The organism is Siminovitchia fortis (assembly GCF_007681465.1).
Lineage (GTDB): Bacteria > Bacillota > Bacilli > Bacillales > Bacillaceae_C > Siminovitchia > Siminovitchia fortis.
The window spans coordinates 35,537-48,352 of record NZ_VEKZ01000006.1 but is presented as its reverse complement, the minus strand read 5'-3'; the positions used below and the strand labels follow the sequence as shown (position 1 = coordinate 48,352).

Sequence of the window (12,816 nt, the reverse complement as noted above, 5' to 3'; positions counted from 1 at the left end):
AGCGCTTATATGAGAGTTGGAGCGCTTATATGAGAGTTGGAGCGCTTATATGAGAGTTGGAGCGCTTATATGAGAGTTGGAGCGCAGGCCGCCGTCCCGGCAGCCTGCGCTCCAACTCGATCTTATTTTTTGTATCGCTTGTGAATGTTATTCTGTTTGTAAGTCGGTCTTGTAAATTCTTCCACCTCCATTGACAATGCGAGATATCTTTTTTCAAACAGGCCGGCAAAGTGCTCTTTCACGACTTCAAACAGTTTGTCGCACGCCGCCGTCAGCTGCTCTTCTGAACGGCCGCCGCCGATTTTCAGCGCGACATGAACGAATGCATCATCTTCCGATCCGTCGGCGACGACATAATCTTGCAGTTCGATGGCACGGGAGCGAATTCCCGCGATTGGAAAGACGCCGCCGCTGTCGATGAGCGACGCGTTGATTTTTTTCAGCAGGCCGCCGATTTCGGCTTCCTCTTTAATGTTATCCGTGTATTCAACGATGACATGAGGCATCTGCGATCCACCTCCTTATTTATTTGGCTGCACTTTTTTCAGGGCTGCTTTTTATGGAAAAAACTTCATCTCCAACGATCGTATTTTTTAACTGGCCAAGCCCTTCGACTTCCGTGATGACTTCATCTCCTGGAACGACGTCCACCGTTCCTTTCGGTGTTCCCGTTAAAATGATGTCATTTTCATCCAGTGTCATGAAACTGCTCAAGTATTCAATCAGGTAAGGAACGTCGAAAATCATATCCTTTGTTGTCCCTTCCTGTTTCAGTTCGCCGTTCACATAGGTGCGGAGTTTCAGATTCATCGGATCTTTTATATCAGCAGCATCCACAAACCACGGTCCGAGCGGTGTACATGTGTCGCGGTTTTTCACCCGGAGGTTCGGCCGATAGTAATTTTCCAGATAATCCCGAAGTGCGTAGTCGTTCGCGATTGTGTAACCCTTGACGTAATCACAGGCATCTTCGCGCTTCACATTCTTTGCTTTTTTCCCGATTATAACTGCCAGCTCGCACTCATAGTGCATGTATGTAACGTCTGCCGGCCGCCGTGTCTGCGCATTGTGGCCAATAAATGTATTCGGCCCTTTTAAAAAGACCAATGGCTCTTCAGGCGCTTTAAAAGCAAGCTCGCCTGCGTGGTCAGAATAATTCAATGCGAGAACGAATGTAGTTCTCGGTTCGATGGGAGGAAGCCATACGACTTCATCTTCGGAAACGATCCGGCCGTCTAAAAGTTCAATTTTTCCATCCTTTTCAACAGCATCGTGCACCGCGCCAAAGCAAGCTACCCGTGCGTGTTTCATGATGCATGACCTCCTTCAGCCAGCTTTTCCTCGGAAACGACTTTGTTCACCAAAGCTCCGATTCCGTCAATCTCAATACGGATTTCATCTCCGTCTTTTACGTGCGGCGACTGCTCGGGAACTCCGGCAAGTAATACGTCGCCTTTTCGAAGAGTCATAAATTCGGTTACATCTTCAAGCAAGACCGGAATCGAACGGATCAGGTTCTTCGTATTATTTACCTGCTTTAATTCCCCGTTGATGTAAACTCGGGTTTCCAACTCCCCCGGGTCCGTCACGTCGTCCTGGGAAACGATCCACGGCCCGATCGGACAGAATCCGTCGCGCGCTTTTTGCTTGATCGCAGGGCGGTAATAGCTTTCATGCGGAATGCTGACATCATTTGCAATCGTATAGCCCTCGATGTATTTGTACGCGTCCTCCGCTTTAATGCGGGTCGCAGTTTTTCCAATCACAACTGCAAGCGCGGCACCGGCCTCCAGCTCTTTTTCCCCTTCCGGCAGCGGAATGGGCTGATTGCATCCTGATAATGTATTGGCAGGCTTGATATATAAAATTGGAGCTTTCGGTGGCTGCTTATAAGGTGCCTCATTGAATTGCTCTTTCATTTCATCGTATTTCCCCTGATAGTTCAACAGCACGCCGTAAACCGTTCCTTTCACCGGCGGATTCCAGGAAACATCTGAAACAGGCTGCTTTTGTCCGTGCAGTTCAACTGTTGCATCATTCGTATTTGCCTGGATTTCATCCCAAACGCCGAGCCCATGAAGGCTCGCTTTTACAAGACTCATATTCTCACCCCTTATTTTCTTCGCGGAAATTGGTATTTCTGTTAACCGGGGGTATTTCTGTTATCCGTGGGCATTTCCGACTATCCGCGGGTATTTCCGATTATCCACGGGTATTTCCGATTATCCGTGGGTATTTTCCGTTATCCGCGGGTATTTCTGCTTACCCTAGCTCAGCCGGACCTTTGTCCCTTTTAGAGGCTGGCTTCTGCAACTTATCCACTTCGCCCCGACAGAAACATCCCGTCCGCCTTCCGAAAAACCTTGAAGACGAGCGGGATCCCTTTTAAACGACTTTTCTATATTTACCTTCGAAGAATCCGAGCGCCTCACCATCTGTGACACGGAGATCGGTCACTTCACCGATGTATAGTGTGTGGTCTCCTGCAATCACGGATTCATGGACGTTGCACGTCAGGTTGACAAGGGCATCCTTGATGACCGGCAGTTCGTTGAACGTATCGAACTCTATGTTTCTTTCTTCTTTGACCTGGCCGGCAAAGTAAGCGGAGAGATCCTGCTGGCCCTCATTCAGCACGCTGACGGCGAATTTGCCGGATTCTTTGATGAGTTTGTTCATGTTCGCTTTTTCTCCGATGGAAATGAGGACGAGCTTCGGGTTCAGGGATACCGACATGAATGCGTTGGCCGTCATGCCGTGCACGTTTTCCCCTACTTTCGTTGTAATCACTGTCACTCCCGTTGCGAATTTTCCCATGGCTGTTCTAAACAGGCGATCTTCCATTCGACTCTCCCCCTTTTGTAAAAATTCCCCTTATCCCTAAACTTTATATCACAAATTCAGGCTTGCGCTTCGCAAGTTTCGGCTGCTTCAATGGCACTTCCTTGCCGCTGATGACATCCAGGACAACAGATGCTTCGTTGAACCAGCTGTCCGGTGCTTCGTGGCCCCAGAATGTCTGGCGCATCGGGTCGTCGATATCCCAGCGGATCGGCTTGAAGTCCGGGTCGCTTGTCAAATAGTCGCCGCTGTACAATTCGAGACGGTGTCCGTCCGGATCTCTCAAATAGAGGAAAAATGCGTTGGACAACCCGTGGCGTCCAGGCCCTCTTTCGATGCTTTTTCCGTATCCTGAAGCTGCCAGCACATCGCACGCATGGATCAATGCGAGCGGATCAGGAAGCCAGAATCCGATATGGTGCAAGCGCGGCCCTTCGCCATTCATGAACGCCTGGTCATGGACGGTCTGCTTGCGGTGAAGCCATGTTGCCCATACATCGCCCTCTTTTGTATCCGTATACTCCGAGCAGGCAAATCCCAAATCCTTCATGTAGAAATCCTGCGCCTTTTCCACATCTTCCACCATGCAGTTGAAATGGTCGATTCTTTGGATGCGCGCTCCCTTATACAAGTCATAGCGCTGAAGCAACCGCTCTGCATGATCCATTTTTGCAAAGAATTCCAGGGGCAGGCCCGAAACATCCTGTACGCGGAGTGCACGCCCGAGGGCATGCTGTTCCCCTTCTTTCAACCATTTTGTCTGATATCCTTTTGCTGTAAAAAATTCATCCAGCGCATCCAGGTCAGCGTCTGATGCCACCTTATAGCCAAGCGCTTCCACAACCGGCTTCTCCGCTTTTTTCAAGTGGATGCTGTGATGGTTATGCTCTTCGAGTCCTCTTAAATACAAATTCTCTGAATCTGATTCCGTTTCAATAAAACCGAGTGTATCAACGTAATATTTTCTTGAAGCTTCCAGGTCAGTCACATGCAAAACTGTGCGTGCGCAGCGAATGATATTAAAATCCATCAGAATTTTACCCCCTTATGCTTTTATAAAATCCGGCTTGGATGATGGTTCCTTTTTAAGAAACTCAGAAACGAAATCTTTATATTTGTCTTTTTCGTATCCGTTGAAATAAGTCATGCCCATGCGGATCGGATCTCCAAAGAAGTAGTATTCGTAATGCGCCTGTCTTGCCCCGAAAGCGCTTAATGTCATATCCCATGCCAATCTGAACAGTTGGACACGCTCGTAGCCGTTCAGGTTTTTGCCTTGGAGTCCGCGGTCAAGGATCGCTCCGATGTCTTCATTTTCGAAGTCGGCCTGTGTCGGGATGCCCATCAGGCCGGATGCGCCAAGGATTCTTACAATCTCAACAAGGCGCGGGTAGATGCGCGGGTACCAGTTGCGCGCTGCGTCAAGCGCCGCAAAATCAGGTGTCATCATGCCCCATTTATCGATTTGCGCGTTGTGCTCCGCTTTGTACATGTGGGAACGCATCGTTTCAAGCACCAGCATGATTTCGGCGCCTTTATCCTGTACATGCTGGAATTGGTCGATTCCGATAGCATCCATGATGCTGAGTGCGACACCAAGGATGAACTCTGTTTTCACGATATTTTTAGCAACAACCTGATGTGACATATGGACAACCGCGTTTGTTTCTTTAAAAGTCCTGTTGCAAAGGCTGGCGTTTCCACAGACGAAAACGCGCTCCCAAGGAACAAAGACGTTATCGAATGAAACGATGGCATCCCCTTCTTCAAAGCGGGAGGCAAGCGGGTGATCCCAGGTTGACTTGCCATAGTCGAATGCTTCACGACTGAGGAATTTCAGCCCTTCCGTGTTGTTCGGAATGGCAAAAGCAAGTGAGTATGGATCGTCCTTTGTATCGGATTTATTGACCGTAGACGGGAAGACAATCAACTCATCGGTGATGCCGCCCTGCGTTGCCAGCAAACGGACACCGTCAACAATGATTCCATCGCTTCTTTTTTCCACAAGGTGAAGGGCCACGTTTGCATCTTTCTGCTCCGCCTGTGCTTTCGCACGGTTCACTTGCGGGTGGATCAATGTATGAGTCAGGCTCAGGTCGTTTTCACGTGCATATTCGTAATATTTTCTTGCGTTTTCAGCAAAACTCGGATCTGCTTCCGCGAAGAAGTCTGCTGCTGCACCGGTCGCCATCACTTCAGCGTTCATGTAATCCGGCGCGCGTCCCATCATGCCGCCTGATGTACGTGCCCATTCCTGGATCGCTTCACGGCGTGCAATCAGATCATCGATGGTTTCAGGGATTTTATAAGTCATCCCGACTTTATCCCCGGTTGTCGGAGATGTATAGAGCATCTTTTCAGGTTTTTCATATTGCAGATCGTACAAGCGCGCCATGGAGCGTGTGACACCTTTGAAAGCAGGGTGCTCCGTGACATCGTCGACTCTCTCTCCATGAATGTAAACATTGTTGTTCGCTTTCTTTAATCGTTCTAAATACTCTTTTCCTGTTTTTGCCGGCATTTATATTCACTCTCCTTATGATCACTTTCCGAACTGCGGAATATGGTGGTCGCCGATAGCGACGTGAATGACTTTTGGTTCCGTATAGAATTCGAGGATGGCGTAATGCCCGCCTTCGCGTCCGATGCCGCTCGCTTTCGTCCCGCCGAACGGAATTCTGAGGTCGCGCACATTTTGGGCATTGATCCAGAGCATTCCTGCATCAACCGCCTGTGCAACGCGGTGTCCCCGTTTGATGTCGTTCGTCCAGACATAACCTGCCAAACCGTATTTCACATCGTTTGCCGCCTGAATGACCTCTTCTTCCGTTTCGAACTCAATGACGGCCATGACCGGTCCGAAAATTTCTTCCTGCGCGACTCTCATATCATTTGCCGCATTTAAAAGCAGCGTTGGAGGTACGTAGTTTCCTGCTTTGAATTCCTCAGGAACCGTACCCTGGATCACTTCGCATCCTTCTTCTTTGGCGATCTCGATATAGCCTTTTACTTTTTCAAAATGGCCTTTGTCAATGAGCGGCCCCAATTGGGTGGAAGGATCCATCGGATCTCCGACTTTAATGTTTTGAACTCTTTGTTTCAGAGCTTCGACGAATTTGTCTTTGATGTTTTTGTGTAAAAACACCCTGGAGTTCGCTGTGCAGCGTTCGCCGTTAAAAGAGAACAATCCCCATACGGCTGCATCAAGCGCGCGGTCGAAATCAGCATCGTCAAACACGATCAACGGTGATTTTCCGCCAAGCTCCATGGAAGTCTTTTTCAACGTGTCAGCTGAATTTTTAATGATGACGGATCCCGTCACGGTTTCACCTGTGAAAGAAATCGCTTCCACTGAAGGGTGGGCTACAAGTGAAGCTCCTGCTGTCTCCCCGAATCCGTGAACGATGTTGAATACGCCTTCAGGAAGCTCCGCTTTTTGAATGATTTCAGCCAGTTTATTCGCCGTAAGCGGTGAAAGCTCCGCCGGTTTTAAAACAACGGTGTTGCCGGTTGCAAGCGCCGGTGCAACTTTCCATGTCGTCAGCATGAACGGTGCGTTCCATGGTGTGATCAATCCGACAACGCCAAGCGGGTTGTATACGGTGTAGTTGACGAACTCGCTGTTTTGCATGTAAGCTTCTCCGTGCATTCTTGTCTGCACCATGCGGGAATAGAAACGGAAATTCTCGGCAGCGCGCGCGGCCATGTTCCTTGTCTGCGCGATTGGAAGTCCTGTATCAAGGGACTCAAGATATGAAAGCTCCTCGGCCTCTTCATCGATCAAATCTGCGATTCTTTCAATATATTTCATGCGCTCGGAAACTTTCATTTTACCCCAACGGCCTTCTTTAAACGCTTTATTGGCCGCTTGGACAGCTTTATCGATATCTTCTTTTCTTCCCTCTGCCACACGGTTGATTGTTTCGTTTGTGAATGGGCTCGGGTTATCAAAGTAGACTCCGCTTTCGGATTCTGTGAATTGGCCATTGATAAATAGCTTTACATCGGGCTGCCTGGTGTGTTCGCGTACCTTTGCCTGTTCTGCTGTTTTTTGTGCCAACATAGTCACCTTCCTTAAAGATTCTCGTTTCAGGGAGAGAGCGGGTTTGCAAAACCCGCCGCAATTCTTTTTGTCTGAAAGTATATGAAATTAGCTCTTTACTTCGTCTTTCAGTTCGATTCCATAGTTTACAAGCACTTCACGAAGCTCTTTTTGCAAAGCTTCAGATGGAATATCCATCGGCTTGCGCAATACCGGCTTGATTTTGCCCATCATGCCAAGAGCCGCTTTTGCCACTGAAGGGTTTGTGTCTTTAAAAAGAATGTCGTTCAGTTCCATCATCTCAAAGTGCATGTCCTGTGCACGTTTTACATCACCACGTGCCCACGCGTTGTAAATTTCGGCAACCGGTGCCGGCGCGACGTTGGATGTGGCGCTGATGTGGCCGGCTCCGCCAATCGCAAGCATCGGATAGCAAAGAAGCTCGATTCCCGAATACAGGTTGAAGTCGCGGCCGGCTTTTAACAAGACGCGGTTCACATGTTCGAAGTCTTTATTGGATTCCTTGATTCCGATAATGTTCGGGCAGTCCTCGGCAAGGCGTGCAATCGTTTCCACTTCAAGGTTGACTGCTGTCCTTCCGGGGATGTTATAGAGGATGATCGGAATGTCAACTGCATCGGCGATTGTTTTAAAATGTTTGTAAAGCGCGTGCTGGTTCGGCCTGTTGTAATAAGGCACAATGACCATCGCCCCGTCCGCACCCATTTCCTGGGCAGCTTTCGTCAATCTCATCGCTTCGTTATGGTTGACGGATCCTGTTCCAGGGAGAAACGGCACACGACCTGCGACCGCTTTCATCGCAGTCTCCATGACAAGCTCTCTTTCTTCGACCGTCAAGGAACTGGGCTCGCCGCTTGTTCCGGTAACAGAAATTCCGTGGCTGCCGCTTTCAATCTGCCAATCAATCAATTTTTTAAACGTTTCCAAATCAAGGCTTTCATCTTCATTAAAAGGAGTAATAACCGGAGCAATGGACCCTCTGAATCTTTCTTTTGCTTCTTTATAAGATGGCATATTCAAGTCCTCCTATATAAAATTATTTTAAATGCTGATTAATTTTCTGAACAATTAAATCATATACGATTACATATATCATGTCAAACACTTTTTAAAAAGAACAATAGAAACCGCTTACATTTTCTTTTTAAAAACAAGAAACAGACCTCACGCGTACTGTTTCTCAACTTTCCAACGTATTTTCCATTCTCATGGAACGGCGTCTTTCAAAATCTTCCGCTGTGCGTAGTTTATGCGTACGAACCAATTCCTCGACCGTTTGCGGATCCGCTTTTTTCTCAAGCAAAGAGATGATTTCTTCGTGTTCCTTGATCGATTCCTTCACCCTTCCGGAATACAGCGTAGATCCGATTCCCCTGATGGAGTCCAGGCGTTTCCATAAGTTCCGGATATTTTCGATCAAAACCTTGTTTGGGCTCTCCTCGTATATGAGCTGGTGAAACTCTGCGTTCAGTTTGGCATACGCAATGATATCGAAATCTTCCAAAGCCTCCTTCATCTGTTTGTTTTTTTCTTTCAGCTTCATGATCTTGGCAGCCGGGAAATTTTGCGAGCAGGATGCCACTGCATACCCCTCAAGGACAGCAAGAACCTGGAGATTCTCGTAATACTCAGACTCATTGATCGGCGCCACAACCGGCCCGATATTGTGCTTGTATTCGATCAGCCCCTCCGCTTCAAGCTGGCGGATCGCTTCCCTTATCGGTATGGAGCTCGTCTGCAATTCCCTTGCCAGCTGATCAATCACAAGCCTTTGGCCGGGTACATAAACCTTTTCTACAATCCTTGACTTAATAATCCGATAGGCTCTTTGTTGTTTATTCTCTTTCTTCATCATGCTTTTATCATATGTAAAATCATATATGAAGTCAAGGGGAAGTGAGAGGGCGCTTAGTTTCGGGCGGAGGAACGCTCTGATTTCATTCATATCGCAGTCTGCTGTCAATGGACGCCGCGGTTGGACAAAGAAAAATGGAAATAGCCTGATTTGCCTATTTAATTTGTTCGGCGGGGGCCTGCCTTAAAAGTAAAAATACCTGGATCTAGGCGCCAGGTATTTTTTCCGTTAATTATAAGTATTACTATGCTGAAACAATTGTATTTGTTTCAATTTTAGTTACTGAAATCATGCCCATCGCATCCATGACACTTTGAATGCGTTCGATTGTTGCACCAAAATACTCATTTTTTTCGTCCCGAGAAACTTGGGATGGTGAGACTCCTAATTTTTCTGCTAATTCCTGTTGTGACATACCAATGTAAATTCTATAGGCTATAAGCGTTTTACCTATCGTTTGGAGATTAAATACAGGTCCGAACTCCCCGCGCTTAATCTGCTCGTAATATTCAACCTCTTCTTTCAGTTGCTCATGAAAAGTAATATATGGCTGCATGGCTAGCTCAATATGATCTTCCTCTAGGCCCATTTCTAATAATTTCTCTCTTTTTTCCTTAATAAATATTTTGTCCTGTTTAAGTTTCTCAACAGCTTGCTTATAAGCACTCTCTGTTTTAATCATGTAAAAATCACGCACCTTTATGTTTTTAAAAGGTTATTTAATAGGGATCTTAATAAGCCGCTTAACTATCTATTATTTTCACGATGCCTTTTGGTCTAAATGTATCTCTTGTCTGCCTAAAAGCGGATGGGAATAACAAATCATGTCCATATTGATCCTGAATTCCGGAAAATTGACCGTAATGCGGATATAGCTCTACGCGGTATTTATGCCACATCGGCAATTGTTTTTTTGTGAAGCCTTTGTATGGCCTTCTGCTTTTGTTATCCCAAGTCCAAATTTTATCCGGTTCAAGAATATTCAATTCTCTTACTAGTGTGGGCAAATCCCGGACATCACATTCAAAATAGCCATCAATATCATTTGGGTGTGCTTTATCTTCTACAAAAGATCCATCGATATAAATTTCAGTAATGCCTACTTTCCAAAGCTGATTTACCATCAGTGATAAATTTTCAACTAAAAAAAGTCTCCATTCCTTATCCCAAAGCTTTTCATCTTTTGGTCCATTCACCAAAAACGATTCCTTTAACTGATCAATGGTATATTCATGATCACCGGGGGCTAATAAACCAAAATGATTAAAGTCCATTTTCGCCGTCCATCCCCTTTTATTAACTTATATGTTAAGTTGACATATTTGTTATTTTTATTTTAACACATGAAAATTATTCGTTCAAATTGTGATTTCAATAATCCGATAATTAAATTCTGTTTGGGACCCGTCATACAATTTGCCCACAATCTACGTTAAGAGGGACTGTCCCCAAAAAACAAAAAAAGCCCCCCCTCTTAAAGCACAAAAAAGCGCCCTCAACAGCGCTTTTTTTCGTCATGCTTCTTCGTGATTTAACTCTTTTTCGTTGGCTTCTGCAGTCGCTTCGTCTATGATTTCTTTGAACACCTCGACGAAGTGGATTTGGTGTCCGTCCGATTCAGTGACTTTGAAAGCAAAGCCATCGGAATGGAGGGTTTCCCCTTCCAGCACATCAAATTTTTTCGATAAAATCCACCCGCCAAGGGTGTCGACGTCTTCGTCGGAAAGTTGCGTTCCAAGCAGGTCGTTGACGTCCGGTATCAGTACTTTTCCGCTGAAAATAAAGTGGTCTTCTCCTACCCTCGTGATATCTTCCACCTCATCCGCATCAAACTCGTCCCTGATCTCCCCAACAATCTCTTCCACAATATCCTCAACAGTGACAAGGCCCGATGTGCCGCCGTATTCGTCGAGGAGGATAGCCATATGTGTATGCTCCTTCTGCATTTTCAGCAGCAGGTCGCGGATTGGAATCGTTTCAATTACATGGATGACCGGCTTGATAAATGCTGATATCTCCAGTTCGCTGTCCGAATCCCTGTTTTTGATTTGCTCCAATAAGATATCTTTTATATTAATCAACCCGATAATATTGTCTTTATCGCCTTCATGTACGGGATATCGGGTGAATTTCACATCCTGGATCACATCCACCCAATCGTCAATCTCTTCATCAGTTGAAAATGTAACCATTTCCGTACGGGGAACCATAATTTCTTTTGCAACTCTGTTATCAAATTTAAAAATATTGGTCACATATGTCAGCTCTGTCTGATTGATCTCTCCGCTTTTAAAACTTTCAGAAAGTATAATTCTGAGCTCTTCTTCTGAATGGGAAACTTCATGCTCTGATACCGAATGAAGGCCAAAAATTTTCACCATCAAGCGGGCAGAACCGTTCAGCACCCAGATGAACGGGAAAGCAATCCGGTAAAACCAGATCAGCGGCTTTGCAGTCATTAAGGAAATTTCTTCCGCTTTTTGAATAGCCACTGTCTTAGGGGCCAGTTCACCGACGACAACATGTAAAAAGGTGATGATCAGAAAAGCGATTGTGATTGAAAGTATATGGGTGACAGCCGGTCCGAGCTCCATTTTTGCAAACAAAGGATCGAACAGCGATTTGACGGCAGGCTCACCCAGCCACCCTATTCCCAGGGCTGTGATCGTAATCCCGAGCTGGCACGCCGATAAATATTCATCCATATGTGTGATGACATGCTTTACCGCCTTGGCAGCAGGTTTTCCTTCCTCGATCAACTGGTCAACGCGGGTACTTCTGACTTTTACAATAGCAAATTCAGCTGCTACGAAAAAAGCAGTCAATGCGATCAATAATACGATTAAGAGTAAACTGACAACGTCCAAATGGTTCGCCTTTCAAAAAAAGGCGCACACCTCCCAAGAATTAAGTTTGCCTGTCCGCCTTTTGGCCGAACACACTTTTATAAAATATTATACTATACGTTTTCTTAAGTTCATATATTTAATGCAGGCATGATTTTCGACAGCCGCGTAGGAATGGCGAAAAAAAAAGCGTCTAATAGTAAGAGTGGACAAGTCTTGAAGACCGCATTCGGAAATCTCCTGTTTTCTTTTTCGACTTTTACATGTAAAATGAGGCCAGTGATTTGAAAGTGAGGAAATAATAGAAATGAGCATCTGGGAATTCATTGTTGCACTAATATTGGGTTTTGTTGAAGGCATGACAGAGTTTGCGCCTGTTTCGTCGACAGGCCATATGATTATTGTTGATGATATTTTATTAAAATCGGAAGAGCTGCTGAAGTCAAAGGAAGTGGCCAATACGTTCAAAGTGGTCATCCAGTTAGGCTCCGTTCTGGCGGCGGCCATCGTTTTTTGGCCGAGGATTTTGAGCTTGATCGGAATCAGGACTGCGAATTCACCCGCACCGGAAGAGGGACATTCCCGTCTTCGTTTGACGCACGTAATCGTCGGCTTGATTCCAGCCGCCATATTGGGATTTACATTGGAAGATTTTATCGATAAATACCTATTTTCCGTGGAGACAGTTTTAATCAGTCTCGTGGCCGGGGCGATTTTAATGGCGGCGGCCGATTGGAAAGCGAGATCCTCTTCTTCGGCGACGGAAAGAACAAGCCTTGATGACATTTCAATCAAGCAGGCTTTTTTGATCGGCCTTTTCCAATGCATCGCCCTATGGCCGGGCTTTTCCCGATCAGGCGCCACGATTTCAGGCGGGGTGCTGCTCGGATTGAAGTACCGTGCCGCGGCAGATTTCACCTTTATTATGGCTGTGCCGATCATGTTCGGGGCGAGCGCCGTCTCTTTATATAAAAAAATGGATGTTCTCACCGTAGACGTCATTCCATTTTTTGTTGTCGGTTTTATCAGCGCCTTTGTTTTTGCGTGGCTGTCCATCCGTTTCTTCCTGGCATTGATCAGCAAAATCAAGTTGATGCCTTTTGCAATTTACAGGGTTGTCTTGGCTGCGGTGATTTTGATAATTTACATCAATATCAAATAGTGTGAGGGGTCAGGCCCGGGGGCCTGTCCCCTCATATTTTATTCTTGCC

At 46.2% G+C, this 12,816-nt stretch carries 13 protein-coding genes; 1 reads left to right on the top strand and 12 read right to left on the bottom strand.

The genetic code is table 11. The annotated features are described in order from the left end of the window. Positions 1 to 122 precede the first annotated feature (122 nt). The 12 genes from FS666_RS03580 to FS666_RS03525 form a co-directional block, all read right to left on the bottom strand. Positions 123 to 506: a 5-carboxymethyl-2-hydroxymuconate Delta-isomerase gene (locus FS666_RS03580; protein ID WP_144460634.1), complete on the bottom strand. Its 384-nt coding sequence runs from the start codon at positions 504 to 506 to the stop codon at positions 123 to 125. A gap of 19 nt (positions 507 to 525) precedes the next feature. Next, positions 526 to 1,311, bottom strand: a complete 786-nt coding sequence (locus tag FS666_RS03575; protein ID WP_144460633.1) for a fumarylacetoacetate hydrolase family protein — start codon at positions 1,309 to 1,311, stop codon at positions 526 to 528. After that, entirely contained in the window at positions 1,308 to 2,102 is a 795-nt protein-coding gene (locus FS666_RS03570) for a fumarylacetoacetate hydrolase family protein (protein WP_144460632.1), read from the bottom strand. Before FS666_RS03570 ends, FS666_RS03575 begins: the two co-directional genes overlap by 4 nt. A 283-nt stretch (positions 2,103 to 2,385) precedes the next feature. Then, positions 2,386 to 2,844, bottom strand: a complete 459-nt coding sequence (locus FS666_RS03565) for a flavin reductase family protein (RefSeq protein WP_120074041.1) — start codon at positions 2,842 to 2,844, stop codon at positions 2,386 to 2,388. Between the two features lie 43 nt (positions 2,845 to 2,887). Next, positions 2,888 to 3,871, bottom strand: a complete 984-nt coding sequence (gene hpaD / locus FS666_RS03560) for a 3,4-dihydroxyphenylacetate 2,3-dioxygenase (protein ID WP_144460631.1) — start codon at positions 3,869 to 3,871, stop codon at positions 2,888 to 2,890. Between the two features lie 15 nt (positions 3,872 to 3,886). Beyond that, positions 3,887 to 5,362 (bottom strand): 4-hydroxyphenylacetate 3-monooxygenase, oxygenase component, encoded by a 1,476-nt coding sequence (hpaB, locus tag FS666_RS03555; protein WP_120074043.1) that lies wholly within the window; start codon positions 5,360 to 5,362, stop codon positions 3,887 to 3,889. Between the two features lie 21 nt (positions 5,363 to 5,383). Then, a complete protein-coding gene (gene hpaE, locus FS666_RS03550; protein WP_144460630.1) occupies positions 5,384 to 6,904 on the bottom strand; it encodes a 5-carboxymethyl-2-hydroxymuconate semialdehyde dehydrogenase in 1,521 nt (506 codons plus the stop codon). 87 nt (positions 6,905 to 6,991) lie between these two features. Beyond that, a complete protein-coding gene (gene hpaI, locus FS666_RS03545; protein WP_144460629.1) occupies positions 6,992 to 7,918 on the bottom strand; it encodes a 2,4-dihydroxyhept-2-ene-1,7-dioic acid aldolase in 927 nt (308 codons plus the stop codon). A 166-nt stretch (positions 7,919 to 8,084) separates the two neighbouring features. Continuing rightward, complete coding sequence (locus tag FS666_RS03540) at positions 8,085 to 8,756, bottom strand: GntR family transcriptional regulator (protein ID WP_144460675.1); 672 nt, start codon at positions 8,754 to 8,756, stop codon at positions 8,085 to 8,087. Positions 8,757 to 9,003: 247 nt separating this feature from the next. Then, a complete protein-coding gene (locus FS666_RS03535) occupies positions 9,004 to 9,441 on the bottom strand; it encodes a helix-turn-helix domain-containing protein (protein WP_120074904.1) in 438 nt (145 codons plus the stop codon). A gap of 61 nt (positions 9,442 to 9,502) precedes the next feature. Then, a complete protein-coding gene (locus tag FS666_RS03530) occupies positions 9,503 to 10,033 on the bottom strand; it encodes a DUF6932 family protein (protein ID WP_120074906.1) in 531 nt (176 codons plus the stop codon). 240 nt (positions 10,034 to 10,273) lie between these two features. Beyond that, positions 10,274 to 11,626 carry a hemolysin family protein gene (locus FS666_RS03525; protein WP_120074909.1) on the bottom strand — a complete coding sequence of 451 codons (1,353 nt, stop codon included), beginning with the start codon at positions 11,624 to 11,626 and terminating at the stop codon, positions 10,274 to 10,276. Positions 11,627 to 11,912: 286 nt separating this feature from the next. Here FS666_RS03525 and FS666_RS03520 point away from each other — a divergent pair, with 286 nt between their 5' ends. Continuing rightward, on the top strand, positions 11,913 to 12,767 hold the full coding sequence (locus tag FS666_RS03520) for an undecaprenyl-diphosphate phosphatase (RefSeq protein ID WP_144460628.1): 855 nt from the start codon (positions 11,913 to 11,915) through the stop codon (positions 12,765 to 12,767). The last annotated feature ends 49 nt before the right edge of the window (positions 12,768 to 12,816 follow it).

Coding starts and splice junctions, on each gene's coding strand:
- FS666_RS03580 (WP_144460634.1), bottom strand. CDS start 506: ATGCCTCATGTCATCGTTGAATACACGGATAACATTAAAGAGGAAGCC.
- FS666_RS03575 (WP_144460633.1), bottom strand. CDS start 1,311: ATGAAACACGCACGGGTAGCTTGCTTTGGCGCGGTGCACGATGCTGTT.
- FS666_RS03570 (WP_144460632.1), bottom strand. CDS start 2,102: ATGAGTCTTGTAAAAGCGAGCCTTCATGGGCTCGGCGTTTGGGATGAA.
- FS666_RS03565 (WP_120074041.1), bottom strand. CDS start 2,844: ATGGAAGATCGCCTGTTTAGAACAGCCATGGGAAAATTCGCAACGGGA.
- hpaD (WP_144460631.1), bottom strand. CDS start 3,871: ATGGATTTTAATATCATTCGCTGCGCACGCACAGTTTTGCATGTGACT.
- hpaB (WP_120074043.1), bottom strand. CDS start 5,362: ATGCCGGCAAAAACAGGAAAAGAGTATTTAGAACGATTAAAGAAAGCG.
- hpaE (WP_144460630.1), bottom strand. CDS start 6,904: ATGTTGGCACAAAAAACAGCAGAACAGGCAAAGGTACGCGAACACACC.
- hpaI (WP_144460629.1), bottom strand. CDS start 7,918: ATGCCATCTTATAAAGAAGCAAAAGAAAGATTCAGAGGGTCCATTGCT.
- FS666_RS03540 (WP_144460675.1), bottom strand. CDS start 8,756: ATGAAGAAAGAGAATAAACAACAAAGAGCCTATCGGATTATTAAGTCA.
- FS666_RS03535 (WP_120074904.1), bottom strand. CDS start 9,441: ATGATTAAAACAGAGAGTGCTTATAAGCAAGCTGTTGAGAAACTTAAA.
- FS666_RS03530 (WP_120074906.1), bottom strand. CDS start 10,033: ATGGACTTTAATCATTTTGGTTTATTAGCCCCCGGTGATCATGAATAT.
- FS666_RS03520 (WP_144460628.1), top strand. CDS start 11,913: ATGAGCATCTGGGAATTCATTGTTGCACTAATATTGGGTTTTGTTGAA.